Origin of the sequence: Streptomyces sp. WMMC1477 (assembly GCF_027460245.1) — a bacterium.
Taxonomy (GTDB): domain Bacteria; phylum Actinomycetota; class Actinomycetes; order Streptomycetales; family Streptomycetaceae; genus Streptomyces.
The window spans coordinates 2,023,370-2,050,190 of record NZ_JAPZBD010000003.1 but is presented as its reverse complement, the minus strand read 5'-3'; the positions used below and the strand labels follow the sequence as shown (position 1 = coordinate 2,050,190).

Annotated in this window: 27 protein-coding genes and 2 pseudogenes; 16 read left to right on the top strand and 13 right to left on the bottom strand. The window is 74.6% G+C overall.

Annotation, left to right across the window (positions count from 1 at the left end; all coding sequences use genetic code 11):
• Positions 1-120: 120 nt before the first annotated feature.
• The gene (locus O7609_RS09345) at positions 121-1,914 is read left to right on the top strand and encodes a S8 family serine peptidase (protein WP_269734474.1); all 1,794 of its coding nucleotides are present in this window, start codon (positions 121-123) and stop codon (positions 1,912-1,914) included.
• A gap of 62 nt (positions 1,915-1,976) precedes the next feature.
• Here the strand turns inward: O7609_RS09345 and O7609_RS09340 are convergent, their stop codons facing one another.
• Complete coding sequence (locus tag O7609_RS09340) at positions 1,977-2,444, bottom strand: ATP-binding protein (protein ID WP_269734473.1); 468 nt, start codon at positions 2,442-2,444, stop codon at positions 1,977-1,979.
• Positions 2,445-2,738: 294 nt separating this feature from the next.
• On the opposite strand from O7609_RS09340, the gene O7609_RS09335 reads away from it, so the two are divergent.
• The 3 genes from O7609_RS09335 to O7609_RS09325 all read left to right on the top strand — a co-directional run bounded on the left by O7609_RS09335 (position 2,739) and on the right by O7609_RS09325 (position 4,414).
• Positions 2,739-3,581 carry a helix-turn-helix domain-containing protein gene (locus O7609_RS09335; protein WP_269734472.1) on the top strand — a complete coding sequence of 281 codons (843 nt, stop codon included), beginning with the start codon at positions 2,739-2,741 and terminating at the stop codon, positions 3,579-3,581.
• Positions 3,578-3,904 carry a DUF397 domain-containing protein gene (locus O7609_RS09330; protein ID WP_269734471.1) on the top strand — a complete coding sequence of 109 codons (327 nt, stop codon included), beginning with the start codon at positions 3,578-3,580 and terminating at the stop codon, positions 3,902-3,904. The genes O7609_RS09335 and O7609_RS09330 overlap by 4 nt, the downstream gene beginning before the upstream one ends.
• 129 nt (positions 3,905-4,033) lie before the next feature.
• The gene (locus O7609_RS09325) at positions 4,034-4,414 is read left to right on the top strand and encodes a hypothetical protein (RefSeq protein WP_269734470.1); all 381 of its coding nucleotides are present in this window, start codon (positions 4,034-4,036) and stop codon (positions 4,412-4,414) included.
• Between the two features lie 6 nt (positions 4,415-4,420).
• On the opposite strand, the gene O7609_RS09320 is transcribed toward O7609_RS09325, so the two are convergent.
• Positions 4,421-5,131 carry an NAD(P)-dependent oxidoreductase gene (locus tag O7609_RS09320; RefSeq protein WP_269734469.1) on the bottom strand — a complete coding sequence of 237 codons (711 nt, stop codon included), beginning with the start codon at positions 5,129-5,131 and terminating at the stop codon, positions 4,421-4,423.
• A 92-nt stretch (positions 5,132-5,223) separates the two neighbouring features.
• Here O7609_RS09320 and O7609_RS09315 point away from each other — a divergent pair, with 92 nt between their 5' ends.
• Positions 5,224-5,901: a TetR/AcrR family transcriptional regulator gene (locus O7609_RS09315; RefSeq protein ID WP_269734468.1), complete on the top strand. Its 678-nt coding sequence runs from the start codon at positions 5,224-5,226 to the stop codon at positions 5,899-5,901.
• A 48-nt stretch (positions 5,902-5,949) separates the two neighbouring features.
• Positions 5,950-6,968 (top strand): annotated as a pseudogene (locus O7609_RS09310) (DUF5954 family protein).
• Between the two features lie 28 nt (positions 6,969-6,996).
• Here O7609_RS09310 and O7609_RS09305 read toward each other — a convergent pair.
• The 4 genes from O7609_RS09305 to O7609_RS09290 all read right to left on the bottom strand — a co-directional run bounded on the left by O7609_RS09305 (position 6,997) and on the right by O7609_RS09290 (position 10,425).
• Positions 6,997-7,560, bottom strand: coding sequence for a TIGR03086 family metal-binding protein (locus tag O7609_RS09305; RefSeq protein WP_269734467.1), 564 nt, complete (start codon positions 7,558-7,560; stop codon positions 6,997-6,999).
• Between the two features lie 74 nt (positions 7,561-7,634).
• Positions 7,635-8,261, bottom strand: a complete 627-nt coding sequence (locus O7609_RS09300) for a DUF4276 family protein (protein WP_269734466.1) — start codon at positions 8,259-8,261, stop codon at positions 7,635-7,637.
• Complete coding sequence (locus O7609_RS09295) at positions 8,258-9,688, bottom strand: AAA family ATPase (protein ID WP_269734465.1); 1,431 nt, start codon at positions 9,686-9,688, stop codon at positions 8,258-8,260. Before O7609_RS09295 ends, O7609_RS09300 begins: the two co-directional genes overlap by 4 nt.
• Positions 9,689-9,765: 77 nt before the next feature.
• Positions 9,766-10,425: an HD domain-containing protein gene (locus O7609_RS09290; RefSeq protein ID WP_269734464.1), complete on the bottom strand. Its 660-nt coding sequence runs from the start codon at positions 10,423-10,425 to the stop codon at positions 9,766-9,768.
• An 84-nt stretch (positions 10,426-10,509) separates the two neighbouring features.
• Between O7609_RS09290 and O7609_RS09285 the strand changes: the two are divergent.
• Together O7609_RS09285 and O7609_RS09280 are read left to right on the top strand one after the other, a co-directional pair.
• Positions 10,510-11,649 (top strand): annotated as a pseudogene (locus tag O7609_RS09285) (CapA family protein); the annotation flags it as partial.
• A 63-nt stretch (positions 11,650-11,712) separates the two neighbouring features.
• Positions 11,713-12,414, top strand: coding sequence for a copper homeostasis protein CutC (locus O7609_RS09280; RefSeq protein WP_269737090.1), 702 nt, complete (start codon positions 11,713-11,715; stop codon positions 12,412-12,414).
• A 131-nt stretch (positions 12,415-12,545) separates the two neighbouring features.
• Here the strand turns inward: O7609_RS09280 and O7609_RS09275 are convergent, their stop codons facing one another.
• Positions 12,546-12,794 carry a hypothetical protein gene (locus tag O7609_RS09275; RefSeq protein WP_443072086.1) on the bottom strand — a complete coding sequence of 83 codons (249 nt, stop codon included), beginning with the start codon at positions 12,792-12,794 and terminating at the stop codon, positions 12,546-12,548.
• 456 nt (positions 12,795-13,250) lie between these two features.
• Here O7609_RS09275 and O7609_RS09270 point away from each other — a divergent pair, with 456 nt between their 5' ends.
• Complete coding sequence (locus O7609_RS09270) at positions 13,251-15,296, top strand: HelD family protein (RefSeq protein ID WP_269734463.1); 2,046 nt, start codon at positions 13,251-13,253, stop codon at positions 15,294-15,296.
• 49 nt (positions 15,297-15,345) lie between these two features.
• Here the strand turns inward: O7609_RS09270 and O7609_RS09265 are convergent, their stop codons facing one another.
• From O7609_RS09265 to O7609_RS09250, 4 genes are all read right to left on the bottom strand, one after another.
• Positions 15,346-15,813: a DUF6174 domain-containing protein gene (locus O7609_RS09265; RefSeq protein WP_269734462.1), complete on the bottom strand. Its 468-nt coding sequence runs from the start codon at positions 15,811-15,813 to the stop codon at positions 15,346-15,348.
• Positions 15,814-15,894: 81 nt separating this feature from the next.
• A complete protein-coding gene (locus tag O7609_RS09260) occupies positions 15,895-16,170 on the bottom strand; it encodes a type II toxin-antitoxin system RelE family toxin (protein ID WP_269734461.1) in 276 nt (91 codons plus the stop codon).
• Positions 16,167-16,445 (bottom strand): type II toxin-antitoxin system Phd/YefM family antitoxin, encoded by a 279-nt coding sequence (locus O7609_RS09255; RefSeq protein WP_269734460.1) that lies wholly within the window; start codon positions 16,443-16,445, stop codon positions 16,167-16,169. Before O7609_RS09255 ends, O7609_RS09260 begins: the two co-directional genes overlap by 4 nt.
• A gap of 55 nt (positions 16,446-16,500) precedes the next feature.
• Complete coding sequence (locus O7609_RS09250; protein ID WP_269734459.1) at positions 16,501-18,171, bottom strand: DNA repair helicase XPB; 1,671 nt, start codon at positions 18,169-18,171, stop codon at positions 16,501-16,503.
• Positions 18,172-18,322: 151 nt separating this feature from the next.
• Here O7609_RS09250 and O7609_RS09245 point away from each other — a divergent pair, with 151 nt between their 5' ends.
• Genes O7609_RS09245 through O7609_RS09225 form a run of 5 tightly spaced genes read left to right on the top strand, consistent with a single transcriptional unit; the run spans position 18,323 to position 22,118 of the window.
• Entirely contained in the window at positions 18,323-18,511 is a 189-nt protein-coding gene (locus tag O7609_RS09245; protein ID WP_269734458.1) for a hypothetical protein, read from the top strand.
• Positions 18,512-18,521: 10 nt separating this feature from the next.
• Positions 18,522-19,241 (top strand): hypothetical protein, encoded by a 720-nt coding sequence (locus O7609_RS09240; RefSeq protein WP_269734457.1) that lies wholly within the window; start codon positions 18,522-18,524, stop codon positions 19,239-19,241.
• A complete protein-coding gene (locus tag O7609_RS09235) occupies positions 19,238-20,167 on the top strand; it encodes a DUF6895 family protein (protein ID WP_269734456.1) in 930 nt (309 codons plus the stop codon). The genes O7609_RS09240 and O7609_RS09235 overlap by 4 nt, the downstream gene beginning before the upstream one ends.
• Positions 20,164-21,084, top strand: coding sequence for a DUF6895 family protein (locus O7609_RS09230; protein WP_269734455.1), 921 nt, complete (start codon positions 20,164-20,166; stop codon positions 21,082-21,084). Before O7609_RS09235 ends, O7609_RS09230 begins: the two co-directional genes overlap by 4 nt.
• The gene (locus O7609_RS09225; protein ID WP_269734454.1) at positions 21,081-22,118 is read left to right on the top strand and encodes a serine hydrolase domain-containing protein; all 1,038 of its coding nucleotides are present in this window, start codon (positions 21,081-21,083) and stop codon (positions 22,116-22,118) included. Before O7609_RS09230 ends, O7609_RS09225 begins: the two co-directional genes overlap by 4 nt.
• A gap of 40 nt (positions 22,119-22,158) precedes the next feature.
• On the opposite strand, the gene O7609_RS09220 is transcribed toward O7609_RS09225, so the two are convergent.
• Positions 22,159-24,654 carry a helicase-associated domain-containing protein gene (locus O7609_RS09220; RefSeq protein WP_269743398.1) on the bottom strand — a complete coding sequence of 832 codons (2,496 nt, stop codon included), beginning with the start codon at positions 24,652-24,654 and terminating at the stop codon, positions 22,159-22,161.
• A 40-nt stretch (positions 24,655-24,694) separates the two neighbouring features.
• Between O7609_RS09220 and O7609_RS09215 the strand changes: the two genes are divergently transcribed.
• Together O7609_RS09215 and O7609_RS09210 are read left to right on the top strand one after the other, a co-directional pair.
• Positions 24,695-25,801 carry a hypothetical protein gene (locus tag O7609_RS09215; protein WP_269734452.1) on the top strand — a complete coding sequence of 369 codons (1,107 nt, stop codon included), beginning with the start codon at positions 24,695-24,697 and terminating at the stop codon, positions 25,799-25,801.
• A gap of 154 nt (positions 25,802-25,955) precedes the next feature.
• Entirely contained in the window at positions 25,956-26,615 is a 660-nt protein-coding gene (locus tag O7609_RS09210) for an HAD family hydrolase (protein ID WP_269734451.1), read from the top strand.
• Here O7609_RS09210 and O7609_RS09205 read toward each other — a convergent pair.
• Positions 26,594-26,818, bottom strand: a complete 225-nt coding sequence (locus O7609_RS09205) for a hypothetical protein (RefSeq protein WP_269737088.1) — start codon at positions 26,816-26,818, stop codon at positions 26,594-26,596. The two genes, O7609_RS09210 and O7609_RS09205, sit on opposite strands and share 22 nt — an antisense overlap.
• Between the last annotated feature and the right edge of the window lie 3 nt (positions 26,819-26,821).

The following is a 26,821-nucleotide window of genomic DNA, read 5'->3' as shown; positions in this document are numbered from 1 at the left end:
TAGGTCCTACCTACCGATTCACGGATTGTTTGCGCCCCCGCTCCGACGGAGGGTGAGCCCGCCCGGTCCGGGGCTGCGGCCCCGGCACCGGCCGTTCACCCCCACTGGAGGAGCAGAGGTATGCGCACAAGCAGAAGGCGGCTCGGCGCGCTGTGCGTCGGAGCGGCGACGGCCACGGCCACGGCCACGGTCCTGGCCCTCGCCGGACCGGCCGCGGCGGCCGCGGCGGCACCGGCGGGCCAGGCCCCCGCCGAGGCCCCGATACGCAACGCGGACGCGCCCGGCGTCGTCAAGGGCCAGTACATCGTGGCCCTGAACGGCGGAGCGTCCGTGCGGGCGGGAGCGAAGGCGGAGGTCCGGTCCCAGGCCGAGAATCTCGCCGGGAAGCACGGCGCCGAGGTCAAGCGGGTGTACTCCGCGGCGTTCCGGGGCTTCTCGGTCACCGCGACGGAGGCCGAGGCCAAGGCCCTGGCCGCCGCACCCGGCGTGCGGTACGTCGAGGCGGACGGCGTCGCCCGCCCCGTCGGAGAGCAGCCCAACCCGCCGTCCTGGGGCATCGACCGCGTCGACGGCGCCCTGGACGACGTCTACGCCTACCCCGCCACCGGCTCCGGCGTCACCGCCTACATCGTCGACACCGGCGTCGACATGAGCCACCCCAACTTCGAGGGCCGCGTCAGCAGCGGCTACGACTTCATCGACAACGACGGCGACGCCTCCGACTGCCAGGGCCACGGCACCCACGTCGCGGGCACCGTCGGCAGCCGGGACTACGGCGTCGCCAAGGACGTCGACATGGTCGCCGTGCGCGTGCTGAACTGCCAGGGCTCCGGCCAGTGGTCGCAGATCATCTCCGGCATCGACTGGGTCGCGGAGAACGCCAGCGGCCCGTCCGTGGCCAACTTCTCGCTCGGCGGCGGCGCCAACTCCTCGGTCGACGACGCCATCCGCGGGCTCATCTACGCCGGCGTCACCACCGCCGTCGCCGCGGGCAACGACAGCAGGGACGCCTGCAACACCAGCCCCGCCCGGGTCGCCGAGGCCATCACCCTCGGCTCCACCGACTCCGGCGACGGCCGCTCCAGCTTCTCCAACTACGGCCGCTGCCTCGACCTGTTCGCCCCCGGCGGCAGCATCGTCTCCACCCGCAACGGCGGCGGCTCGCAGACCATGAGCGGCACCTCCATGGCCACCCCGCACACGGCGGGTGCGGCGGCCCTGTACCTGGAGGGGAACCCGTCGGCGTCTCCGGGTGAGGTGCGGGACGCGGTCGTGGGTGCGGCCGAGCAGGGTGTGGTCGGGAACCCGGGCAGTGGTTCGCCGAACCTGCTGCTGAACGTCACCGGGCTGGGGGACGCTCCGGAGCCGGGGCGGCCGTCGGCGGAGTTCGCGGCGGACTGTTCGCAGACGGAGCCGGTGTGCGCGTTCGACGCCTCGGGGTCCTCGGACCCGGACGGACAGATCGCCGGCTACGCGTGGGACTTCGGTGACGGTGAGTCCGGCACCGGGGTGGACCCGAGTCACACCTACGCGGCGGCGGGTTCCTACGAGGTGACGCTGACGGTGACGGACGACGCGGGCAACAGCGACAGTGTGACGCGTTCGGTGCGGGCGGGTGCGCCGCCGGCCGGTGAGGCGCCGCGGGCCGCGTTCACGGCGTTCTGCATGCAGAACGTGTGCGACTTCGACGCCTCGGGCTCCACGGACGCCGACGGTGACGTCGCCTCCTACGCCTGGTCGTTCGGTGACGGCGGGACGGGCGGCGGGGTGACGGTCTCGCACGCGTACCCGGTCGCGCAGCAGAACTACACCGCGCAGCTGACGGTGACCGACGCGGCGGGCAACAGCGACACCGCCACCCGGCAGATCCAGTGCTGGGGCTTCGGCACCAGCGCCTTCTGCTTCGCGCAGTGAGGCAGGCGTAACCCCATCACCTGAGGGTGTGCCGGTCCGGCGACCACCGGTCCGGCACACCCTCACGCCACCTCCAGCACCGCCCACACCGTCTTGCCCGGAGCGGCGACGCGCGGTGTCACGCCCCACGCTGTCGCCAGCCGCGAGACGAGCAGCAGTCCCCGGCCGCTCTCCGCGTCTCCGGGCGGCTCCTCGACGTCCGTCGTCCCCGGCACCCGCTCACCCCGTGCGTCCGTGACCTCCACCCGGACGGCCCGCGCGTCCCGGCGGAGCAGGAGGTGGAAGTCCCGCCCCGGCACGTGCCCGTGCCGCACCGCGTTGTTCACCAGCTCCGCCGCGATCGCCGTCACCGCCTCGTTGACCGGGTGCGTGTAGTCGTGCCCCCACTCGTCCAGCCGGTGCGACACCAACCGCCGGGCGAGCCGCGCCCCGCGCGGCGTCGAGGTGAACCTCATCCCGAACGTCCGGCCCCGCGCCGGGCCTTCGTCTTCCCCGACCGCCGTGCTCGCGGCGGCATTCGCGTTCTCCATACGGTCAACGTTCCGGTCTCGGGCTGGCGTTGGCGAGGCCCGACGCGCTCACCGTCGGTAGTGGTACGCGCGGCACGGGCGCGTGTACCCACGCGTGCGCCGGAAGGGAACCGGAACCACCCCCTCAACAGGCCACTTTGCCGGTTCTTGGGAATTCCCGGACCGCTTCACCTAGTTTGGCGAGTGGAGGCGCGCTTACCGAGAGCGGCGGTACGTGCACACGGGGTTCCTGTGCGAGACGTGCGGCGTGACCTGCCGCGCGGGGCCGCGTTGGCGGCTGTGGAGGTGGCGTAGATGAGCGAACACCCGGAAGACGACGCGGTCCGCACCGACGGCGAACCGAGCACGGGCGCGGTGTCCGTCTTCGGTCGCCAACTCAAGCGCTTCCGCGTCAGAGCGGGGATGGAGCGCCCCGAACTGGGCGACGCGACCGGCTACTCCGCGTCCACCATCGCGTCCTACGAGCAGGGCCGCCGCATCCCGCCGCTGACGTTCATCGACCAGGCGGACGACGTCCTGGACGCGGCGGGTGTTCTGCGGGAGATGAAGGGAGCGGTTGAGCGAGCCCAGTATCCCCCTTTCTTCCGCGGTGCGGCGAAGCTGGAGTCCGAAGCGGTTGAGCTTCATGTCTACGCGACCCAGGCTGTGCCGGGGCTTCTGCAAACAGAGGAGTACGCTCGCGCGGTCTGTGCCATGGCGCGTCCTCTGCTTGATGAGCCCGCTGTCGAGGAGCGAGTCGTAGCCCGCATCGCTCGTCAGCGGATCTTCTCGCGGAAGCCCCCGCCCATCATCAGCTTTGTCATCGAGGAAGCGGTGCTGCGTAGCCGCTTCGGTGGGCGCCACGTCATGCGCGGGCAACTTGAGCAGATCCTGCTGTATGGGCAGAACCGCAACGTGGTGATCCAGGTGATGCCGACGCAGTGTGAGGAGCATCCCGCGCTTGACGGCCCGTTCACCTTGATCGAGACGCGTGAAGGCCGTCGGTTCGCCTACTTGGAGGCGCACGCCCGGAGCCGTCTCCTTAGGGAGAGGTCGGAAGTCCGGCAGTATGAAGAGCAGTACGGGATTCTGCGGGCGCAAGCGCTGAGCCCGCGTGAGTCCTTGGCCCGGGTCGAGAAGCTGCTAGGGGAGACATGACGAAGAGGAACATTGCGCCATGTGAGCTGGCATGGTTCAAGAGCAGCTACAGCGGGAGTGCTGGCGGAGAGTGTGTCGAGGTGGCGATGAGCTGGCGCAAGAGCAGCTACAGCACGGGAGCTGGCGGAGAGTGTGTCGAGGTGGCGATGAGCTGGCACAAGAGCAGCTACAGCAGTGGCGAAGGCGGTGAGTGCGTGGAGGTGGCGGAGTGCCCGGGGACGGTGCACGTCCGTGACTCCAAGCGGCTGTCCGGGCCCACGCTCTCCATGGCTCCCGCCGCCTGGGCCGCGTTCGTCGGCTTCGCCTCCGAGGGGCGTCGCTGACGTCATCGCGCCGATGCTCGTGCCCCTGCGGTGTCACACCGCAGGGGCACAACCATGAGCTCTCGCGCTCAGCGCACTGAGTACGGGAACGGATACCGTCCGCGAACCGCCGTTCGTAGCGTGCGGGGCATGAGCGACATCGAAACCGCACCCGCCCCTGCCCCCGAGGCCACCGGCTCTTCGGTCGGTGACCGGAAGGACCTCCGCGGACCGATGCGGCGCCTCGGCCTCGCCCTGCTCGCGGTGGCGGTCCTGTTCGTGGGGTTCTTCGTCATGGTGCTGGTGCCGTTGTTCGCCATATCCTGCGAGTCCTGCCAGGACGTGGTCCGGCCGCAGCGGTTCGGGGACGCCCTGGTCTTCATCGCGCAGACGGTGGTGCCGGTCGTGTCGGTGGCCACGGCGTTGGGCACCGTCCTGTCGCGCCGGGGCGCGCGGGTCGCGGCCTGCGGGCTCGGCCTCCTCGCCGCGCTGTCCCTCACCATGCTCGTCCTCGGCCAGTTCTCGCCGTAGGCGGGCTCAGGCGGCGCGGGCGCCCGCGTGGGCGAGGGCGCTGGGGGTGAGGCGGCCGACGATCGCGGGGGTCTCGCGGACGAGGGTGTCGTCGGTGAGGGCCTCGACCATGAACAGGGCGAAGTCCACACGGCGCGTGAGGTCGCTGGCCAGAACGGGGTCGCCCACGTGCCGGCTCCACACGGGCAGGCCCTGGCTTCCGCCCTCCTCCAGCGTGCTGCCGCGCACCACGGTCCACCGGGCGTCGCTGGCGAAGATCCGGCGGCAGGCTTCGACCTGGTCGTCGATCTCGACGTAGCGCAGGAGCTTGCCGAGCCGGGTGGCGAGCCGGAGGCCCGCCCTGAAGGTCCAGGGGTAGGTGTCCTGGCCGTCGCGGGTGATGTGCCAGCCGCAGGAGAACACCAGGCGTGCGTCCGGCTCGGCGTGGTCGAGCACGGCCTGCGCGGTGCCGGACGCGTACTGCTGCACACCCCAGGGCACGAGCACGGTCAGGACGCCGTCGCAGCCCTGGACCGCGCGCTTGATCACCCCGGGGTCGTTGGTGGGTCCGGGGACGATCGTCATGCGGCCCTCGAACTCGGCGAGTTTCGGCACGCTGCTCTCCCGGCACACGCCGACGACCTCGTGGCCGCGTTCCAGCGCGTGCCGGACCATGTACTGCCCGAGCTTCCCGGAAGCTCCGATCACGCAGACCTTCTTCTTCTGACCCGTGCCCATGGCGCAGCCCTTTCACCGCCGTGTCAACCTTACGATGTAAGGCACGGTAGCCTTACGTCGTAAGGTGGTCAAGGCGAGGGAAGGGAGAGCGGATGCCCGGGGGAGGCAGGACCCGGCGCGGGGCGGCTGAACGCACCCCGCTCAGCCGCGAGCGGGTGATCCGGACGGCGATGGCCGTGGCGGACGAGAAGGGCACGGCCGCGCTCACCATGCGGGCCGTGGCCAAGGAGCTCGGCGTGGAGGCGATGTCGCTGTACCACCACGTCGCGGGCCGGGAGGACATGCTCGACGGCATGGTGGACGCGGTGTTCGGCGAGATCGAGCTGCCGCCGCGCGACGCCGACTGGAAGAGCGCCATGCGCCACCGCGCGGCCTCGGCCCGCGCCGTGCTCCGGGGTCACCCGTGGGCGGTCGCGCTGCTGGACTCCCGGGCTCAGCCCGGGCCCGCGACGCTGCGTCACCACGACGCCGTCCTCGGGGCGTTGCGCACCGGTGGGTTCTCGGTCCCGATGGCGGCGCACGCCGTCTCGCTGATCGACAGCTACGTGTACGGCTTCGTCATCCAGGAGTCGAGCCTGCCGTTCAGCGGCCCGGCGGAGCTGGAGGAGGTCGGGGAGGCCATCCTGCGCGCGATGCCCGTCGACGCCTATCCGCACCTCGCCGAACTCGTCACCGAGCATGCCCTCAAGCCCGGTTACGACTACGCGGAGGAGTTCACCTTCGGCCTCGCCCTCGTCCTCGACGCCCTGCGCCCGGACGAGGGCACCTGATCGAGTGAAACGGCGACACGACACGCGGCCGACGACCACAATGTGCACATGGCCGATGACTGGAAGCGACAACTCGACGCGCTCCATTCGGAGCTCGTGCACCGTGACGACCCCACAGCCTGGGTGACGGAAGCCGACGCGGTGGAGGCGTCCCGACGCTATCCGCACGTCGCGGTCAGGGGCCCCGTCTTCGGGATCGCCGTACAGGACCCGGCCGTCGGGCCGCGGTGGCGGCTGCTGAAGCCGCTGGTGGACGGGATGCCGCAGCAGGCCCGCGACGCGCTGAACTCCCATCTGTGGTTCACGGCGAAGGACGGCACCGACGACCCCGAGGTGCGGCGCGAGCTGCTGGCGGCCGTGGCCGTGCTCGAACAGGAGCCGGTCAACGAGGTGGAGGCCCTCGGCGTGCGGTACCGCGTCGTGCGCGGGGAGGAGTTCGCGCGCAGCGACGAGGACGGGACCCTGGAACCGCCTCGGCCCACGGACCGGGAACCGGCCGAGCGCTCCTGGGAGGGCCGGGACCGGGACACGTCGTCGGACGAGGGCTTCGTCCTCGAGCCGGACCGGGACGACGGGTTGATGGCCGGTGCCATGAAACTGGCCCTGCGGGGCTTCGTCTACTCCGCCCCCGGTTTCCCGAGCGGATGTGCGCGGAGTCCCGGCGGGCGGCCGAGACCCATCCCCAGGTCGTGCTGCTACCGGTCGGGTTCGGCGTGGTCGAGCGCGGCGGGAAGGGCTGGCGGCCGCGCGGCGGGCTGCGGCCGACCCCGCACGCGGCGCGCCGCATGCTCCACGAGGCGATGACCGAGAGCTGGCCGCTGCTCTACCAGTTCGACGACGAGAAGAAGGCGCGGTACGTGGAGGCGGCCGAGGCCTTCAGGGCGGCCGACCGGGCCGACGAGGCCCGGGTGGACGACCGGCTGTTCCGCATCTGCCGCACCGAGCGGATGGTCCGCATGGGCCGCGACGGGCCGGAGCCCGCACGCCCTTCGGACGTGGACGACTACGGCCCCATGCGGATGCACCCGACCATGGACGAGGACGGCACGATCCACTACGACGCATGACCCACGGCCCCTCCGGGGCTGCCCGGGCTCAGGGGCGGCGGCCGGTGAGGGCGACGAGGCGGTCCTGCACGGGGGCGTCGGCGGGGACGTCGACGGGCGGGTCGAAGATGCCGACGCCCTGCCAGGCGGCGATGCTGGCGGCCAGGCGGTCGTGGAGGGTGGCGGCCAGCCCGGGGTCCATGCGGGCGTCGGCGTCGATGCCGCGCGCGAGGTCCCAGCCGTGGATGGCCAGGTCGAGGATCATCTGCCAGGCGTACTCCTCGGCGGGCGTGGGCCCGGACGAGGTGTGCACGTTCCCGGAGAGGGCGCCCGGGCGGTGGAAGGCGGTGCCCGAGGCGGCGGCGGCCCGGGCCCACGCGCCGACGGGGTCGGAGCCGAGGACGTCGCCGTCGAACCGGTCGCCGACCTCGGCCAGGGTGGCGCCGCGCAGCATCCAGGGCGCCCAGAGGTGCTCACTGGTGACGTGGTTGAGCAGGTCCCGCACGGACCATGCGGTGCACGGTGTCCCGGCCGCCCACTGCTCGTCCCGCACCTGGTGGACGTGCTGGTCGAAGGTGTGGAGGGCGCGGTCGAACGCGGTGAGGAGTTCCATGCCCCGAGCGTGCCACCGGTTCCTTTGAAGGGTGGGACGAAGGCGCTCGTGTCGGCTCCCGGCCCGGAAGCGACTCACACCCGGCTCAACGCGTTCCGAAGGTCGTGGGTGAACGCCTGCCATGAGGGGAGAGCGGCCACCGGGCCACAGGGATCGAGTCGTTCCAGCAGCTTGTGCCGGTGCTGCGGGAAACGCTTCTGGAAATTGACCAACCGTCGGCCCCGGTATCCGCTGGACCGGGCAAGTGTGTCCTTCAGCAGCTTTTTCGGGTCTGCCACGGTCTCCACGGCCTTGCCCCTGGGCAGACCGAGCCGGACCCTCCCGTTCGGGTTCTCCGAGACGTGCCGGATCGCCGACTCGTCGAGAAGCAGCCAAGCCTCCAACATGCGCACAGGGACTACGGCCACGTGGGGCCGGCCGGGCCACTGCGCTGCCACTGCCTCCGCGATCTCGTTCTCGCGCTCGGCCGGTGTCCCCCGGTCGGCGTCACGGTGCACGATGACGATGTCGTACACGTCTCCGAGCTCCTTGAGCACGTGTAGCTTCTCGGGAATGGAATGGCACGAGCCCACGCCGAGTCGTCCCAGCTCGGGCGCTGCGACCGTGACGGACCTGCCGCTCTGGGCCGCGACCGCCTCAATGTGCGGCTTGAGCCCCGCGTCGCTGGTGCCTTCGCCTGTGAACAGAATGCGGAGTGTCACGCGACCCCCAGGTCCAGGGTGGTCTGCGCACCTGGCGGCGTGGTCAGGTAAGGCAGGATGTCGGCCTTGGTGACGTAGTCGCGGCGGCCTCCGGCTTCCCGCCAGGTGTCTGCCAGCGGACGGAGCCGCAGGGCGCGAACGGTGGAGCCGTCGCTCAGCCGGTGCAGGGCGGTGTCCGCGAACAGCAGTTCCTCGGGGGACACGAGCTGCACGACGCCGGGCGAGTGGGTGTTGATCAGGACCTGGCGGAAGGGGTTGTCCGGCGCCGGGGCTACTGCGGGGTCGACGGCGAGGTCCCTCACGAGATCCACCATGGGGACGAGGTTGGCGGGGTGGATGCCGTTCTCGGGTTCCTCCATGCAGACCATGCCGCGCACGGTGGGGTCCTCGAGCAAAACGCAGAGGGCCAGAAAGCGCAGGGTTCCTTCGGAAAGGCTGCGAGCCGGGAGCATCATCCCGTCGGCTTCTCGGACCTGGACGGTGAGCAGTTGTCGCACCTCGTCCTGGTCCACGGCGAGGTCGCGGATCTGCACGCCGGTCAGGTCCGAGAGCCGCCCCGCGACGCGGGCGAAGACTCTGGCGGGGTCCGGCTCGCCTTCGGCAGGGGGAGTGTGGGCCACTCGGTACAGGGCGGCGGGCAGGTGCGAGCCGTCGACGCCCATCGTCGGCGGGTCGATGAAACGATCTGCGCTGCGCAGGGCCGAGGGCTCCAGGGCCAGTCGCCGCCACGACTCCATCTCACGTCTGGCCGCCAGGATGGTCTGGTCGTCGCTGGACGTGATGGTGGAGACGACCGTCGCCGGTGCCCTGGAGGCGGCGGCGGGCTTGGGCTGGCCGCGGCTTCCGCCGTCCTGGTGGACCTTGACGATGGACTCGTCGGAGCTGGTGTCCGTGTCGGTCGAAATGAACGGCGCGCCACTGCGGTGACCGACGATCACGGCATTGCGGAACTGACCCGCGCTGTGGGGGAAGCGAAGGTGCTTCTTCGCCGCGCCCTTGGTGATATGCCGGAGGTCCTCGCGCAGGAGCGTCAGCCGGCCGAAGCGATCGAGGCCCGAAGGCTCCTGATACCCGATCTCCAGCTCGTAGCGGAGGAACGAGGTCGTCGGATGTGTGACGCGCCCGAAGTCGTCCTCGACCTCCAGCGGGACGATCATCTCGGCGGCGAGGCTCATGCGGTAATGGGCGCCGCTGAAGCCCTTCCAGAACAGGTCGCGGGGGTCCCCGTGGCGTTCGCCGTGCACACCGCGCACCTCCTGGGCCGCCTCCATCATCGACTTGTCCGCGAGGAGGGAGAGGAACTGGACGGCGTCGAACACGTTGGACTTACCCGTGCCGTTCTCCCCGGCGATGCAGGTGAACGGCCCGAAGTCGATGGCCAGGTTCATCAGGTTCTTGAACCCGTGGACCTCGAGTCTGGTGAGCATCGGGGACTGCCTCCAGCATTCATACAGCGCGTTGCGGCTCAGCGTAGATGTCCCGGACACCGGGCGGCGAATGATCTTCAGCGGGCGTCGAGGAGGGCGAGTTCGGTGGTGAGGTTGTGGCGCGCGGGGGCCTCCCAGCGGGCGGCGCCGTGCGGGGTGCGGAAGAGCCGGGGCAGGTTGAGGAGTTGGCGCAGGACGGCGGCGCGGCCCGCGATGAAGGCGTCGTCGGGGACGAAGCCGTACTCGGCGCGGACGGCGGCGGCGTAGGCGGCGTAGGCCTCGGGGGAGCCGGCGAGGACGGCGAGGTCGGCGTCGCACAGGGCCTCGCCGTCGGTGTCGCCGGGGGCGGGGTCGTGGCCGACGGTGAGCCGGACGAGGCGGACGACCTCGTCGGTGCGGGCCTGGCCGACGCCCGCCTCGGGGAGGGCGCGGGCGGCGAGGGAGGCGCTGCGTTCCTCGTTCTCGCTGCGGTCGGGCCGGTAGACGGCGTCGTGGAACCAGGCGGCGAGGCGGACGGCGTCGGGGTCGGTGGCGTGGTCGGCCAGGGCGTCGAGGTGGCCGAGGACGGCGAGGAGGTGGTCGGTGGTGTGGTAGCGGCGGTGGGGCTCGGCCCAGCGGGCGAGCAGGTCGCGGCCGTAGGGCTCCGGATCGGGGCCCGGGGCGTTCTCGCGGGCGCTGGCCAGCAGGGTGTTCCAGCGGGCGAGGAGGTCGGCGTGGGCGGGGTGCGGCTCGGGCATGGCCCCATTGTCGCCGGGCGGCCCCGGCCCCGGCCCCCGGACGTGGGCGGGCTCGCCCGCCGGTGACGGACTAGCGTTGGAGGTGTGCGGGGCGGCGAGGTGGCGACCCTCTTCCTCTGCGGCGACGTGATGCTCGGCCGTGGCGTCGACGCCGTCCTCCCGCACCCCGGCGACCCCGGGCTGCGCGAGCGGTACGTGCGAGACGCCGGGGCGTACGTCGAGCTGGCGGAGACGGCGAACGGCGCCGTACCGCGTCCCGTGGACTTCGCGTGGCCGTGGGGGGACGCGCTGGAGGTGCTCGACGAGGCCGCCCCGGACGTGCGCGTGCTGAACCTGGAGACGAGCGTCACCCGCAGCGACGACTTCGACCTCGCCAAGGGCGTGAACTACCGCATGAATCCGGCCAACCTGCCGTGCCTGGCGGCGGTCCGGCCCGACGTCTGCGCCCTCGCCAACAACCACGTGCTGGACTTCGGCCGGTCCGGCCTGCGGGAGACGCTGGACTCCCTGGCGGCGGCGGGCCTGCGCGGGGTGGGCGCGGGGCTGGACGCGGACGAGGCGCGGCGGCCCGCCGCCGTCCCGCTCGCCGGCCGGGGCCGGCCCACCCGGCCGGGCCAGGAGCCGGGCGGCCGGGTCCTGGTGGTCTCCTTCGGGATGCCGACCAGCGGCATCCCGCCGGGCTGGGCCGCGACAGCCGACCGCCCCGGGGTCGACCTCGTCCCGGACACGTCGTACGCTGAGGCGCGCGCCGTCACCGAGCGTGTCCGGCGGGTCCGGCGGCCGGGCGACATCGTGGTGGCCTCCGTCCACTGGGGCTCCAACTGGGGCTACCGCGTCTCCCGCGACCAGCGGCGCTTCGCCCACGCGCTGATCGACGGCGGCGTCGACGTCGTGCACGGGCACTCCTCGCACCATCCGCGCCCCGTCGAGGTGTACGAGGGCCGGCTCGTCCTCTACGGCTGCGGCGACTTCGTCAACGACTACGAGGGCATCACCGGCTACGAGGAGTACCGGGACGACCTGCGGCTGCTGTACCTGGCCTCCGTCGCGCGGGCCACGGGACGCCTGACGGAGCTGCGGATCGTCCCGCTGCGGGCCCGGCGGCTCCGGCTGTGGCACGCCTCGTCCGCGGACCGGGCCTGGGTGCGGGCGCTGCTCGACCGGACCGGCCGCGAGTTCGGCACCCGCTGCGCCGCCGGGGCGGACGGCGACGCGTCGCTGCGGATCGCGCCACCGAGGGCGGGAGGGGAGTTACGCCGCGCGCATGTCATGTGGCACCCTGAGGATATGTCTAGACCAATCCTTGAGGTGATCGCGCTCTGCGTGGACGACGCGGTGGCCGCGGAAGCGGGTGGGGCCGACCGTCTCGAACTGGTCACCGACATGGCCTCGGACGGGCTGACGCCGTCGCTGGAGACCTTCACCGCCGTCCGCGAGGCCGTCCGGCTTCCCGTGCGGGTGATGCTGCGGGCCGCCGACGGCTTCGCGGCCGGTGACGCCGCCGCCCGTGCCACCCTGCGCGACCGGGCCGCCGCCCTGCGGGCCGCCGGGGCCGACGAGTTCGTCCTCGGCTTCCTCGATCCGACCGCCGGCCCCGACCTGGGCGCCCTCCGCTCCCTCCTCGACGTCCTGCACACCTGTCGCTGGACGTTCCACCGGGCCATCGACCACGCCCCCGACCGGGCCGCCCTGCGCAAGGCGGTCGGCGAACTGCCCGGCCTCGACACCTATCTGACGGCCGGGGCCGCGGCCGGCGTGGGGGAGGGGCTGTACGTGCTGCGCGACGAGGCCGCGCGGGCGGCGGCGGGCGAGCCGGGCTACGAGCCGCGGATCATGGCGGGCGGCGGGCTCCGGCTGGAACACGTGCCGGTGCTGCGCGCGGCCGGGATCGACGCCTTCCACATCGGCGGCGCCGCCCGGCTCGACGGCTGGACGTCACCCGTCGCGGAGACGGCCGTCCGCGAGTGGCGTACCGCTCTGGACACCTGAGCGGGCCGGGGACGCCCTGGCGCACGGGTGCCGGGCCGACGCGGGCTCCGGGCCGACGCGAACCGAACCGGCACGGGCTCCGGGGCGCGGGCGCCCGCCGCCGGGCGGGGCGCCCGGCGCTCGCGCGCGTGTCAGTCGCCGCGGCGGCGGGGCTCCCCGCCCGGGGAACGGCGGCCGGGCCGGCCGTCGCCCGGGTCACCGAGGACGGTCACCCGGAACGCCGTCACCACGAAGACCTTCACCGCGCGGAGGGCGTTCCCGAGCCGGTGCGGCCCGTGCCGCCCGACGGGGCCGACCGCGGTGGCGCCCGGCGCACGGGACGGCCGTCCGCCGCCGTCACCCGGTCCGCCCATCGCGGGAGTCGCGGATGCGGTACTCATACCCCCAGCATGCGGGCCCCGCGCGCGGCCCGCATCGGCCGAGAGGCCCGTCTCCCGACTGGCCCGTGTCCGCCCGGAGGAGTAGGGGCCGAGGGGCCGGACGTCCCTACCGGAAAGGCCCCCGCGCGGGCCGCGGCGACGGCGGGCTGAAATCCGGTCGACCGCCCGGTGACGCGCGGGTACACTCTCCCGCCTTGCCGCCTCCCGGACCGGGGAGGACCGCGGCCGGTCGGAACCGGCCGCTCAGGGGCGCCCCATGGCGTCCTGTGCCCTCCTCCGACACCGACGCGCTCCGTCCGTCGCGACGCGCCACGGCATCCCGACGCCACGGCATCCCGGCGCCTCGACGCCCGGGAGTCCGCCCGCGCCCAGGCCCGGCCATCGCCGCGCCGACGTGCGCCGACGGCGCCGCGCCGGTGCCGGACCCGCAGCCGAGAGTCACCGGAGGCCTCTGCCGTGCCCGCGCCCGCCCCTGCCGGGGGACCGCTCGACGACGAGCGCGCCCACCTGGCCGCGTCCCGTTCCGCCCTGCGCGCCATGCGCGCGGACGTCGAAGCCCTCGACATCCGCGACGTCACCGCCAACTGGGTGAACGCCGCAGTCCTCCAGGCACAGATCGACCAGCGCATCACCTCGCTCGCCGACCTCGCCGACACCCCGCTCTTCTTCGGCCGCCTCGACTACGACAGCGGCGACCACACGGACCGCCGCTACTACATCGGACGGCGGCACGTCCACGACACCGTCGGCGACCCCATGGTCATCGACTGGCGGGCCCCCGTCTCGCAGCCCTTCTACCGGGCCACCCGGCACGATCCCCAACACGTCGGGCTCCGCCGCCGCTTCGGCTACACCGGCGGCGAGCTGACCGCCTACGAGGACGAGCACCTCACCGACCCCGAGGCCGCCGACGAGCCGGCCGGAGCCCTCCTCCAGCGGGAGATCGAGCGTCCCCGCGTCGGCCCGATGCGCGACATCGTCGCCACCATCCAGCCCGAGCAGGACGAGATCGTGCGCGCCGGGATCGAGGGCAGCGTGTGCGTCCAGGGCGCGCCCGGCACCGGGAAGACGGCGGTGGGACTGCACCGCGTCGCCTACCTGCTCTACGCGCACCGCGAGCGGCTGGCCCGCACCGGCACCCTCGTCATCGGGCCGAACGCGTCCTTCCTGCGCTACATCGAGCAGGTGCTGCCCGCACTGGGCGAGCTGGAGGTCAAGCAGGCCACCGTCGACGAGCTCGTGGCCCATGTCCCGGTGCGCGCGACGGACGACGCCCGGGCCGCGGCCGTCAAGGGCGACGCCCGCATGGCCGAAGTGCTGCGCCGGGCCGTGTGGGCCCAGGTCACCGAGCCCACAGAGCCCTGTGTCGTCGTCCGCGGCTCGCGGCGCTGGCGCGTTCCCGCGCACGAGGTGGCCGGGTTCGCGGCCGAGCTGAAGGCCCGCGGCGTCCGCTACGGCGCCGCCCGCGAGGCCCTGCCCCGGCGGATCGCGCACGCCGTCCTCGTCCGGATGGAACGCGGCGGCGAGGCCCCCGACGACCGGGTGCAGGACGCCGTCGCCCGCAACGCGGCCGTCAAGGCCACCGTCAAGGCCGTCTGGCCGCCCGTGGACCCGGCCAAGCTCGTCCTGCGGCTCCTCTCCGACGCCGACTTCCTCGCCGAGCACGCCGACGGCGTCCTCGACCCGGAGGAACAGAAGGCGGTGCTGTGGGCCAGGCCCGGGCGCGGAGTGAAGTCGGCGCCGTGGACGGCGGCGGACGCCGTCCTGGTGGACGAGACGATGGACCTCGTCACCCGGACGCCCTCCCTCGGCCACGTCGTCCTGGACGAGGCGCAGGACCTCTCGCCCATGCAGTACCGGGCCGTCGGCCGCCGCTGCTCCACCGGCTCCGCGACCGTCCTCGGCGACATCGCCCAGGGCACCACCCCCTGGTCCACCGCGTCCTGGGCCGAGGCCCTGGCCCACCTGGGCAAGCCCGAGGCCGCCGTCGAGGAGCTGACCCGGGGCTTCCGCGTTCCCCGGCAGGTCATCGCCTACGCCTCCCGGCTGCTGCCCGCCATCGCCCCCGAGCTGGCCCCCGCCACCTCGATCCGCGAGTCACCGGGCGACTTCGCCGTCCGCCCGGTCGCCCCCGGCACGCTGACGGACGCCGTCGTCGCCGCCTGCCGCGAGGCCCTGGAACGCGAGGGATCCGTCGGCCTCATCGCGGCCGACGCCCGCCTCCCCGAGCTCACCGCCGCCCTCGACGCCGCCGGGCTTCCCCGCCTGGCCCCGGGCGAGGAGACGAGCCCCGACGTCCGCCTCACCCTCGTGCCCGCCTCGCTGGCCAAGGGCCTGGAGTACGACTCCGTCGTCCTCGACGAGCCCGCGGCCATCGTCGACGGCGAGCCCGACCCGCGCACCGGTCTGCGCCGCCTCTACGTCACCCTCACCCGAGCCGTCACCGCCCTCACCGTCGTCCACGCCGCCCCGCTGCCCACGGAGCTGGCGCAGCCCGCCTGACGCCCGGCCCCGGCCGCCGACCGCCTCCGGGCGGCGGCCGGGGCCGTGGTCAGCCCGCCGACTCGAAGCCGGTGATCTCGTAGCACACCTCGTCGTCGATGCCGTTGGCGTAGCGGTCGATCTCGATCAGGGTCGGGCGCCCGTCGTCGGCCCGCTCGACCTCGACGGAGTCCGCCCCGTTCCGCTCGGCCTTCTCGGCCTTCTCCAGCAGCCCACCGATCGTCGGCACCTCCACGTTCCCAGGGGCTGGGTTCTCCCCGACCGGCTCCCACTCCGTGGCGCGCCCCTCGGTGACGGTGACCCGGAAGGTGCCCGCCAGGACGTTGAAGCCGCACGACTGCGTCAGGGTGTACGCGTAGTCCGACGGCTCGCTCCACTCCGGCTCGCCGCGCCCGGGGCCTGACTCGGCCTCCTTCGCACAGGCCGCGAGCGGCAACGCCAGCGGCACGATCAGCAGGCCGAACGCGGCCCGTCTCCAGTAACCCGGTTCCGTCGAAGACGCCTTGGCGAGACCCATGCCGCTCTGACGCCCCCGCCTCCCGCCCGGTTCCGCCCCCTCCGGCCGCCGTCACGCGCGGAACCGCGTGTCGGCGCCGAGTCAGTCGCGCAGGTTGCGGTAGACGTCACGGCGGTTGCCGACCGCGACGACGAGGATGATGAGTTCGCCGTCATCGATGCGGTAGGCGATGCGGAAGTTGCCGACTCGAAGCCGGTAGATCTCGTGCTCCCCCGACAGCTTCTTCACGTCGCCGTCGCACTGGTACGGATCGTCTCCGAGAGCGGTCAGCGCCTGCAGGATGCGCATGGCCGACGTGCGGTCGATGGCACGGAGCTGCCGCCGGGCCCGGGGCAGCCAGCGGAAGGCGTACTTCATGCCACCCGGCTGCGGTCGGGGCCCTCGAAGATGTCCGCGACGACCTCGGCCATGGAGTACGTCGGGCCGTCGCCCTCCTCGGCCAGCGCCTGCGTCGCCTCTCGGGCCAGGAGTTCGTCGGCGGCGTCCTCGAGCGCTGTGAGGTCCTCTATCGACACGACGGCCGCCACGGGGAGACCCGCGCGCGTGATCACTGTCGGGTCGCCCTGTGCCGCCTTGTCCAGGAGGTCGGCGAGGTGGGCCCGGGCGTCACGGACGGAGACGTTGTCAGCCATGAGACCGAGTGTACGCGCAGGTGTGTACACGCGGGGCCCCGGCGACGGCCGAAGGTCACACCTCGTCGGGGACGTCCTTCCCGGGGGCGTCCGGGTCCGGGAGGTCGGAGGCGTCGACGATGCGGTAGGCGTAGCCCTGCTCGGCGAGGAAGCGCTGGCGGTGCGCGGCGAAGTCCTGGTCGACCGTGTCGCGGGCGACGACGGAGTAGAAGCGGGCCTCGTGGCCGTCGGCCTTGGGGCGCAGGACGCGGCCGAGGCGCTGGGCCTCCTCCTGCCGGGAGCCGAAGGTGCCGGAGACCTGGATGGCGACGGTGGCCTCGGGCAGGTCGATGGAGAAGTTCGCGACCTTGGAGACGACGAGCACGGACAGCTCGCCGCGCCGGAAGGCGTCGAACAGCTTCTCGCGCCGGGCGTTGCTCGTCTCGCCCTTGATCACGGGGGCGTCGAGCCGTTCGCCCAGCTCGTCGAGCTGGTCGATGTACTGGCCGATGACGAGGGTCTGGTCGCCGGCGTGGCGGCGCACCAGGGCCTCGGTGACCTTGAGCTTGGACGGGGTCGTCGCGCAGTAACGGTACTTCTCCTCCGTCTCGGCCGTGGCGTAGGCGAGCCGCTCGGACTCGGTGAGGCTGACGCGGACCTCGACGCAGTCGGCGGGGGCGATGTAGCCCTGGTTCTCGATCTCCTTCCAGGGCGCGTCGAAGCGCTTGGGGCCGATGAGGGAGAAGACGTCGGACTCGCGGCCGTCCTCGCGCACGAGGGTCGCCGTCAGCCCGAGGCGGCGGCGGGCCTGGAGGTCGGCGGTGAACTTGAAGACGGGCGCGGGCAGCAGGTGCACCTCGTCGTAGACGATGAGTCCCCAGTCGCGGGAGTCGAACAGCTCCAGGTGGGGGTAGACGCCCTTCCGCTTGGTCGTCAGCACCTGGTAGGTGGCGATGGTGACCGGGCGGATCTCCTTCTTCGTGCCGCTGTACTCGCCGATCTCGTCCTCGGTGAGCGAGGTGCGGCGCACCAGCTCGTGCTTCCACTGCCGGGCGGAGACGGTGTTGGTGACGAGGATGAGCGTGGTCGCCTTGGCGCGGGCCATGGCCCCGGCGCCGACGAGCGTCTTCCCGGCGCCGCAGGGCAGGACGACGACGCCGGAGCCGCCGTGCCAGAAGCCCTCGACGGCCTGCCGCTGGTAGGGCCGCAGGGCCCAGCCGTCCTCGGCCAGCTCGACGGGGTGGGCCTCGCCGTCGATGTACCCGGCCAGGTCCTCGGCGGGCCAGCCGAGCTTGAGCAGGGCCTGCTTGATCTGGCCGCGCTCGGAGGGGTGGACGGCGACGGTGTCCTCGTCGATGCGGGCGCCGACGAGCGGGGCGATCCGCTTGGAGCGCAGCACCTCCTCCAGCACCGGGCGGTCGGTGGTCTGGAGGACGAGCCCGTGGGCGGGGTGTTTGGAGAGGGTGAGCCGCCCGTAGCGGTCCATGGTGTCGGCGATGTCCACGAGCAGCGCGTGCGGCACGGGGTAGCGCGAGTAGGTGACCAGGGCGTCGACGACCTGCTCGGCGTCGTGCCCGGCGGCGCGCGCGTTCCACAGGCCGAGCGGGGTCACCCGGTAGGTGTGGATGTGCTCGGGGGCCCGCTCCAGTTCGGCGAAGGGGGCGATGGCGCCGCGGCACGCGTCGGCCTGCTCGTGGTCGACTTCGAGCAGGAGCGTCTTGTCGCTCTGGACGATCAGGCAGGACACGTACACCCTCCACGGTTCCGGTGGCGGCCCGCCGGAGTGGCCGGGCGCCCCTCCTATGGTCCCTGATCGCCGTGGCCGTGTTGCGAGGAGTGACGCGTGAGGCGTAAATGGAGTCAAGGTGCAAATGGGAAAAAGGGAAGGGAATGATCCGATGCTGCCGCTCAACGAACCGCTGACCGAGCAGGCCACGCGGGAGGCGCTCGCCCAGGACGTGGACGCCGCCCTGAACGCGACCGAGGCCGACGGTACGTTCCGCGACACCAGCGAGTGCGCCGCCCTGCTGATCTTCGCCGGCGCGGCACTGCTCGCGCCCCCGGCCCCGCGTCCGAAGAAGGGGTGAGCTGACCGGCGTGGCCGAAGCACAAGGGCCCGCGTCCGGTCTCCCGGCCGCGGTGCAGAACACCGCTTCGGTGATTGCCTCCGCCCTCGACGGCGGAGGCAGTCGCCTGTCCGTACCCGATCTCGCCGGGTCCGTCGCGCTGTCCGCGGACGACCCGCTGCTCGTCGCCTGCGTGCGCGTGCTCGGCGCCGACGCGCTCGCCCCCGCCCTGCTGTACGACCTCCGGCCCGCCCCGGCCGACGTGGCGCTTGCCGAGGCCGCGCGCGACGGCTACCCGCCGCAGTCCGACGCCCCGGCCGCCACCGCCTGGAGCCACTGGGGGCTGGCGGAGGCCCTGCGGACGCTGACCGGGCACGGGGTCCGCGAGACGCAGCCGGACGCCGACTGGGTCGCCGGAGAGCCCTGGCCCCGGCTGGCGCACCGCATGGCGCAACTCGCCCCGCTCGCCTCGCCGGGGCTGGACTCGGCCCTCGCCACCGGGGCCGCCAAGCGCCCGGTGGACCTCGGGCGGGGCTTCGTGCGGGCCGTCCGCCGCCGCGACTGGCTCCAGGCCGCCGGGGTCGGCCGCTGGCTGGCCCTCGTCCCCGGTGTGCCCGCCTCCCTCGGCCTCGACGCCGGGCTGGAGTTCGTGCGGCACCTGGGCGCGGCCGAGGACGCCCGGGTGGCGCTGCACGTCCGGGCCGCGCAGCTCATCCGGGTGACGGCCCCGGTGCGGGGAGCGACCGTATGACCGCCGAGGCACCCGCCCGCGCGGTGCTGCGCCGCGCGCTCGCCTGGCTGGACGCCCACCGCGAGGCGTTCCGTCCGCCGGACGACGCCGGGGAGCGGGCGACGCCGGATCGCGTCGTCAAGCCGCTGGGCGAGCTCGGGCAGCTCATGGCCCGGGTGCGGCGGCGCACGGAGCCGGGGAGCGTGGAGCACGCCCGCGCCGGCGAGCTGCTGGAGTTCGCGTGGCAGGCGGCAGGCCGCGGGGAGCTGTTCCACACGCTCGCGCTCGCCGAGCCGCACGCCACCTATCCGCTGGAGATGTACGCGGCCTTCGCGGCGACGGGCCGCAGGCACCGCGGCTTCGAGGCGTTCGCGCGGTTCGGGGCGGGCACCCGGGCCTGGCGGTCGACGGAGTGCCAACCGACCCGCGCGCTCGCCGTCCTGGAGGCCGAGCGGCGGCTCGGTCTCGGCCCGCACACCGATCCGGGGGCGGCCACGGCCGCGACGTGGCTGGGCGGGCTGCCCGAGCCGTGGGCGTTCGAGACCCGCGCCGGGTACGCCGCCACCCACCACGTCTTCCACGTCACCCGGTGGGGGGAGGCGCCTGAGCTGCTGTCCGCCGACGTCCGGCACTATCTGGCGGCGTGGCTGCCCGCCTGGACGCGGAGCTGCCTGGAGGAGGAGTCCTGGGACCTGGCCGGGGAGCTGCTCGCCGTCGCCGCGTGCCTGCCGGAGCCGTCCCGCGACACGGACGCCGCCTGGCGGGACTACGCCGCCGCCCAGGGCCCGGACGGCGTCGTGGCGCCGCGCGGGCCCGCGCCCACGGGCACCGGTGAGGACGTCTTCCTCGCCTGCTATCACCCCACGCTCGTCGCGGCCTTCGCCGCCGCGCTCACCGTCGACCGCCGGCCGGCGCCCCTCGAGGCCGCCGTGGGAGGCCAACCGTGATCCCCACGCAGATCCCGCACGACGTCGGCGTCCGCGCCCTGGAGTGGCTGGCCGCGCACCGCGACCACTTCCGGTTCCGCTTCACGGAGGACGACGCCCTCGACCTGGCCCGGCTCAAGCCGGTCGGGGAACTGGCGGTCATCGGCAGCGCGCTGTTCCGCGAGGGCGTCGCCGGCAGCCGCCAGTCCGCCCTGGCCCGGGAGCTCCTCGACTTCGCCTGGCGCGACGTCCTCGACGGCGGCGCGGCCCTGGCCCGCATCCAGCGCGACGAACCGCTCAGCCCGATGCCCCTGGAGGTGTACACACCGTTCAAGGAGCTGGGCCTGCGCAACCCGGAGGTCGAACGCCGCGCCGCCGCCACCCGCTCGCTGGCGAGCTGGGCCGCCCTGGAGGTGCAGCCGACGCGGCGGCTCGGCCTGAGCGTCACCGAGGAGCGCGCGGGCCACCCGCCCTCCCTCGACGTCGCCGAGGCCACCCGCCGCACCTGGCTGGGTCAGACCCCCGAGCCGTGGACGCTGAGCTTCCACCTCGCCTACGACGTCACCCACGCCGTCTTCCACCTCACCCGCTGGGGCGCCCGCCCCGAGGCGCTCCCGCCCGGCCTGGCCGCGTACCTCGACCTGTGGCTGCCCGCGTGGCTGGAGGACTGGGCCGAGCGCGGGCACTGGGACCTGCTCGGCGAGCTCCTCGTCGTCGACGCCTGCCTGCCGCGGCCCACGCTGGACGAGGCGGCGTGGCGGTCCTACGCGGCGGCCCAGGACCGCGGCGGCGCCATGCCCGTCGAGGGCGGTATGCCCGACGCCCCGGACGACGCCGCCCTCTTCGACCAGCTCCACCACCCCACCCTCGTCGCCGCGTTCGCCTCCGTCATGGCCACCTCCCGGTCCCTGGCCGCCCTCCCGGGGAGCACCGCGTGACGGCCGGGCTGCGGGACGCCGCCGCCCCCACCGGCCCCCGGCTGCGGGACGCCGTGCGGGAGGCGGCGGAGGCGCTCGACGGGCCGGACACCGTCGTCGCCGTCAGCCGGGACGGCGAGCGGCACGTCCACACCGGGGGCGACGGGCCCACCCCGCCCGCCGAGCGCGAGCACCTGCGGTACGAGATCGGCTCGGCCTCCAAGACGTACACCGTGCTGCTCGCGGCCCGCCTGGCCGCGCTCGGCCCGGTCGGCCTGCACGACCCCGTCACCGCCCACCTCCCGGCCACCCCGCCCGACGGCCACCGGGACGCCATCACCCTCGCCCACCTCGCCACCCACACCTCCGGCCTGCCCCGGCTGCCGCACGACCCGGTGTTCCTGCGCCAGCTCGCCGCCGCGTACCGCACCAACCCCTACGCCCGCTACGACACCGAGCGCCTCGTGTACGCCTTCGCCCGCACCCGGCCGCGCCGTCCACCGGGACAACGCTGGTGGTACTCCAACTTCGGCGCCGCCCTGCTCGGCCAGGCCCTCGCCCACACCACCGGCACGCCCTACGCCGACCTCCTCACCGACCACGTCCTCGGCCCGCTCGGCCTCGGCAACACCGGGCTCCACCCCGGCGTGCCCGGACGCGACGCCCCCGGGCACCGCCGCGACGGCTCCACCCCCGTGCCGCCCCTGGTCATGCGGGCCTTCGCCCCGGCCGGGGCCGTCCGCGCCACCCCGCACGACCTGCTGGCCTTCCTGGAGGCCCACCTGACGCCCGGGGCCACCCCGCTCGCGGCGGCCCTGCGCGAGGTGACCCGTCCCGTGCTGCGGCGCGGTGCCAAGCCCCGCCAGACCCACACCCTCACCTGGTTCCAGGAGGGCGACGCCCTCTACCACCCGGGCGCCACCCCCGGGCACGAGGCGTTCCTCGGCTTCAACCCCGCCACCCGCACCGCCGTCGCCGTCCTGGCCGCGCGCAGCTGGAGCCGCCGCAGCCCGCTCGGCGCGCTCGGCTACGACCTGCTGACCGGCACGTCCTGAGCGCCCGCCGGCTCCCCGTCGGCGATCCCCCGGCGCTCCGTCAGCCGTCGGCGAACCGGTCGCGCAGCTCCTCGTCGAGCTCGGCGACGCCCGTGACCCGGTGCAGGGCGAACGTGCGGACCTCCTCGGCCGTGTGGTCGTAGGCGGACACGAAGCCGCCCTCCACCCGCACGGGCGCGATGACGCGCTGGCTGGCCGCGCCGTCCGCGTTGACATAGCCCAGCCACACCGGAGTGCCCGTCAGCACCGCGCTCTGGAGCGTGGCCAGCGTGTCGGCCGCGGTCGTGCGCGGCGGCCCGCCGCCCGGCGCCGCCGGCTCCCCGACGCGCTCGCGGTGCGGCACGGTGGCGGCCAGGTCGCCAGCCCGGATCGCCCGCACGGCCGCCGCGAGCAACGTCGCGTCGGGCGGCGGCGGGCCGTCGGGGACGGGCTCGGGCGCGCTGCGCGGCGGGGTGCGGTGCGCGGCGGCCCGGGCGATCAGGACGTCCCCCTCCGCCGACTCGGCCGCCGGGGCGTGCCCCATCTCCCGGAGCTTCTCCAGCAGGTGCCCGGGGTCGGCGGTGGCGGCCAGCACGGTCGGCGCGAGCAGCCGCAGGCCGAGGGGGGCCGAGCGCTTGTCCGCCAGGATCTCCGCGAGCAGGGTGTCGTCGTCGCAGCGTACGTAGCAGGACGCCGCGCCCACCCGGAGCCTGCCGTGCCGCCGCGCCACGTCGTCGATCAGATACGTCAGCGGCTGCGGCACCGGGGTGCGGGAGTGCGCAGCGAGGAAGGCGTGCAGATCGGTGGCGGTGCGCCCGGCGTCCAGCGCCCGCCGCACCGAGTCCGGCGTGAAGCGGTACACCGTCGCCCCGCCCTTGGACTCGACGTCGGCCAGCACGCCCAGCGCCTCCGCCAGCGGGCGCTCCAGCGGGCCGGGGGCGACGGCGGTCAGGTCGGCCTGGAGCAGGACGTGGTCCAGCGGCTCGGGGAGCAGCGGCGCCAGCCGGGCCGCCGCGGCTTCCGCGGCGGCCGTGACCTCCGCCGCCGTCCGGGCCGCGGTCAGCCCGCGGGCGGGCCCGGCCAGCGCGCCCCGGCCCGTCACCCCCAGCAGCTCGGCCTCCCGCAGCACCGCCGCGCACAGCCGTTCGCGCAGCTCCTCGGCGCCGCGCGCGGGGCGCTCCCAGCGCAGCCGCGCGAGCAGGTCCTCCTCGCCGGGGACGCCGCCCTCGGGCAGCTCGGCCAGCAGCTCCAGCACGCGGCGGCGCACCTCGGGAGCCTGGGCCCGGTCCAGCCCCGGGCCCAGCGCGGCCAGCGCCCGGCCCTTGGCGTCCCGGGCCCCGGCCAGCCCCGGTACCCGGGTGCCGGGCAGCCAGGCGGCTACCAGCGTCGCCCAGCGCTCCTGCGGCGGCAGGTCGCGCCACAGATCGGCGGCCGGCGTGGGCGCGTAGCGCTCGTCGGGCTCCCCGTCGGAGGCCAGCAACCCGGCGGCGTAGGCGAGTTCGAGCCAGAACGCGGTCAGCGGCTCGGGCAGGTCGAGACTGACGGCGGTCCGCTTCAGGTCCCGCATGCCGAGGCCGCCCGCGCGCAGGACCGGCGGCGGCGCGTCCTCCCAGGCCGTCAGCAGTTCGTCGACCGTGCCCAGGGCCGTGAACGCCTGCCCGGCTGCGGTGGCGTCCACCGTGGCGGGGGCGTGGGTGCGCCGGGCGGCCACCTCGGGCGCGTTGGGCTCCAGCTCGTGGTGGGCCCGCCCGTCGCGCAGGTGCAGGGCCACCTCGCGGGGCAGGACGACCGTCCGCCCGCCGTCGGGTCCGGCCGGGGCGCCGGTGGGCAGCAACAGCCCCCGGTCCAGCAGCCAGCGCACCGGAGGCGTCACCGACGGGCCCGGGGCGCCGCCGTCCGAGCTGCCGCTCCGGCCGCCGCCGACGGTACCGAAGGGCGGCCCCCACGTCAGCCTGTCCAGCACCGCGCGGGCCCCGTCGGGCGCCTGCTCCAGCAGCGCGGCCAGCCGCGCGCGATCGGTGAACAGCCCGGTCAGCGCGGTGAGAGCGCTCACCGGGTCGTGGGTGGTGGGCAGCCCGGCGTTGGCCAGGATCTCCTGGAGGCGCCCCGGGGACATCCCGGCCGCCGCCTCCGCGAGGGTCGGCCCGAGACCGGTGGGGGAGGGCGCGGTGGGCGAGGGGGAGAGCAGTTCGCGGGCCGTCCGCACCAGGCGCACCCGCTCGTCGGGGCCCCACACCAGCGCCCGCGTCCGCAGCGCCGCGAGTGCGCCCGGCAGGGCCTCCTCCCCGCCGGGCAGCAGCGCGGCCAACTCCTTCGGCGAGCAGGGATCGGGGGCCACGGCCAGCGCCTGGGCGGTCTGGAGGGTGAAGCGGTCCAGCCGCTCCAGGGTCCGGACGACGGAGGCGCGGGTCGCGGCGCGGGTGGCCAGCTGCGTCACATCGCCGGGGACCGGTGAGAGAAGGTCGGGACGGGCCCGCAGCAGCTCGGTGAGTGCGTCGTCGGGCCTGGCGCGCAGCTCCTCGGCGAGGGTGCGCGGCGCGGCGGTCTCACGGGTCATCCCACCCACGGTACCGGGCTCGGCGCTGTACGGTCGGGGCGTGGGGATCGACAGCGAGAAGCTCGTTTTCGACTATCTGAGCCGGGTGGGCGACCTGGCGCACCGGACGACGATGACGGCCGCCGAACGCGCGCGCCTCATCGGCGAGTTGCGGGCCGGGATCGAACGCGCGCGGGCCACGGGCGGCGCCGAGTCGGTGGCCGAGGTTCGGCGGCTGCTGAGCCGGCTGGGCCGGCCGGAGGACGTCGTCGAGGCCGCCGGTTCCGGTGCGGAGGTTCCCGTCCCCCGCCCCGCGGAACCCGGGCGGGACGGCGAGGGCCCGCGCCCGGGACGCGGCGAGCGACTCCGGCCACGGCGCCGCCGGCCCCCCGAACCGGAGCCCGGCCCGCCGCCCGGGCCCACCCCGCCGCATCTCGTCGGCATGGACGAGCTGCCGCCCGAGGCCGCCGACCCGGAGTGGTGGCGCGGCGAGGGCGGGCCGGTCATCCAGCCCACCGGCGGCCAGGTGGCCGGGTTCGTCGGCGGCATCGAGATCCCCGAGATGCTGATGCCGCCCCCGGAGACCGAGGAGGACGACGGGAAGCCCGCCGGGTCCGGGGCCGGGAACGCGGCGGAGGACGGCGCGGCGGTCGACCTCACGAAGGGGCCCGAGGTGCCGGCCGGCGCCGGCGCGGGGGCCGGGGCCGGGGCTGGCGCCGGGGCCGCGCTCAAGGGGGACGCGCCCGCCCCCGAGGCCGAGGCGTCGCCCCCGGGGCGCTGGGCCCGCGTCCGCCGGCTGGCCGGCCCCCGGCACCGCGAGCCCGGACTGGCCCGGGTCGGCGGCCCCGTCGAGCTGCTCGCCGCCCTCGCCCTCGTCGCCGGAACCGTCTTCGGCTCCCTGCTCGCCCTGGCCGCCGGGTGGCTGCTCGCCTGGTGGTCCCCCCGGCTGCCGCTGACCGAGCGCAAGTGGGCCGTCCTCGGCGTGCCAGGCGCCGTCGTCGGCGCGGGGACGGCCTGGCTGTGGGGCAGGCTCGCCGGGCACTGGGGCGAGCCCATCCCCGAGGGTGCGCTCGGCGAGGCGGTCCAGGACACCTACCCCTGGTGCGTCCGCGCCGCCGCCCTGGCCTCCGCGCTGTTCCTGGTCTGGCGGGCCCGGCGCGTCCGCTGACGCCCGCGCCTCCGCTGCCGCCCGCAGGTCCGGTCACCGGCCGGCCCGGGGTGCGCCCGGCTGTGCGTCGCGGTCCGTGGCCGCGCTGTGGCCGCTCGCGCAGGTCCCCGCGTCCCTGCGGGGCACCCCCGGGAGGCATCGCACAATAGTGCGCATGCCCGAAACCCGTCCGGCCGCCGTGCCGCCCGCCTCGCCGCCCGCCTCGCTCACGGTCGGTTTCGATCTCGACATGACGCTCATCGACACCCGCCCCGGCATCAAGGCCACCTACGATCTGCTCGCAGCCGAGACCGGGGTCCCCATCGACAGCGCCCTCGCCGTGAGCCGGCTCGGGCCCCCGCTGGAGACGGAGCTGGCCAACTGGTTCCCGGCCGCCGCCGTGCCTGCTGCCGCGGCCCGCTACCGGGAGCTGTACCCCGACCACGCGATCGCCCCGTGCGCGGCTCTGCCCGGCGCCGTGGAGGCGCTGGCCGCCGTCCGGGCGGCGGGCGGACGCACCCTCGTCGTCACCGCGAAGAACGAGCAGCACGCCAAGCTCCACCTCGACCACCTCGGGCTGGTCCCCGACGCACTGGCCGGCGGGCTGTGGGCCGAGGCCAAGGCGGAGGCGCTGCGGGAGCACGGGGCCGCCGTCTACGTCGGCGACCACCTCGGCGACGTCCGGGGCGCCCGGACCGCCGGTGCGCTCTCCGTGGCCGTCGCCACCGGGCCGTGCCCGGCCGGGGAGCTGCGGGCGGCGGGCGCCGACGTCGTCCTGGGGGACCTGCGGGCCTTCCCCGGCTGGCTCACCGGCTACCGCCCCGACGCCGCCTGAGCCTGCCGCCGCACGGCCCGGCGCTGGGCCGCCACCGACCGCAGGAAACCCGCTCCGGCCAGGGCGAAGCCGAGGCCCATGAGCATGGACAGGAAGTACGCGGCCGACGGGAACGGGTCGGTGCCCAGGAACAGCGGCACGAACGTGATGACCGTCGCCAGTGCGCCCAGCGTGAAGACGACCATCCCGATACGGATCAGCACGTC

Excerpts from the sequence above, each read along its gene's own strand:
- O7609_RS09345 (WP_269734474.1), top strand. The coding sequence starts at position 121 with ATGCGCACAAGCAGAAGGCGGCTCGGCGCGCTGTGCGTCGGAGCGGCG.
- O7609_RS09340 (WP_269734473.1), bottom strand. The coding sequence starts at position 2,444 with ATGGAGAACGCGAATGCCGCCGCGAGCACGGCGGTCGGGGAAGACGAA.
- O7609_RS09335 (WP_269734472.1), top strand. The coding sequence starts at position 2,739 with ATGAGCGAACACCCGGAAGACGACGCGGTCCGCACCGACGGCGAACCG.
- O7609_RS09330 (WP_269734471.1), top strand. The coding sequence starts at position 3,578 with ATGACGAAGAGGAACATTGCGCCATGTGAGCTGGCATGGTTCAAGAGC.
- O7609_RS09325 (WP_269734470.1), top strand. The coding sequence starts at position 4,034 with ATGAGCGACATCGAAACCGCACCCGCCCCTGCCCCCGAGGCCACCGGC.
- O7609_RS09320 (WP_269734469.1), bottom strand. The coding sequence starts at position 5,131 with ATGGGCACGGGTCAGAAGAAGAAGGTCTGCGTGATCGGAGCTTCCGGG.
- O7609_RS09315 (WP_269734468.1), top strand. The coding sequence starts at position 5,224 with ATGCCCGGGGGAGGCAGGACCCGGCGCGGGGCGGCTGAACGCACCCCG.
- O7609_RS09305 (WP_269734467.1), bottom strand. The coding sequence starts at position 7,560 with ATGGAACTCCTCACCGCGTTCGACCGCGCCCTCCACACCTTCGACCAG.
- O7609_RS09295 (WP_269734465.1), bottom strand. The coding sequence starts at position 9,688 with ATGCTCACCAGACTCGAGGTCCACGGGTTCAAGAACCTGATGAACCTG.
- O7609_RS09290 (WP_269734464.1), bottom strand. The coding sequence starts at position 10,425 with ATGCCCGAGCCGCACCCCGCCCACGCCGACCTCCTCGCCCGCTGGAAC.
- O7609_RS09280 (WP_269737090.1), top strand. The coding sequence starts at position 11,713 with ATGTCTAGACCAATCCTTGAGGTGATCGCGCTCTGCGTGGACGACGCG.
- O7609_RS09275 (WP_443072086.1), bottom strand. The coding sequence starts at position 12,794 with ATGAGTACCGCATCCGCGACTCCCGCGATGGGCGGACCGGGTGACGGC.
- O7609_RS09265 (WP_269734462.1), bottom strand. The coding sequence starts at position 15,813 with ATGGGTCTCGCCAAGGCGTCTTCGACGGAACCGGGTTACTGGAGACGG.
- O7609_RS09260 (WP_269734461.1), bottom strand. The coding sequence starts at position 16,170 with ATGAAGTACGCCTTCCGCTGGCTGCCCCGGGCCCGGCGGCAGCTCCGT.
- O7609_RS09255 (WP_269734460.1), bottom strand. The coding sequence starts at position 16,445 with ATGGCTGACAACGTCTCCGTCCGTGACGCCCGGGCCCACCTCGCCGAC.
- O7609_RS09245 (WP_269734458.1), top strand. The coding sequence starts at position 18,323 with ATGCTGCCGCTCAACGAACCGCTGACCGAGCAGGCCACGCGGGAGGCG.
- O7609_RS09235 (WP_269734456.1), top strand. The coding sequence starts at position 19,238 with ATGACCGCCGAGGCACCCGCCCGCGCGGTGCTGCGCCGCGCGCTCGCC.
- O7609_RS09220 (WP_269743398.1), bottom strand. The coding sequence starts at position 24,654 with ATGACCCGTGAGACCGCCGCGCCGCGCACCCTCGCCGAGGAGCTGCGC.
- O7609_RS09210 (WP_269734451.1), top strand. The coding sequence starts at position 25,956 with ATGCCCGAAACCCGTCCGGCCGCCGTGCCGCCCGCCTCGCCGCCCGCC.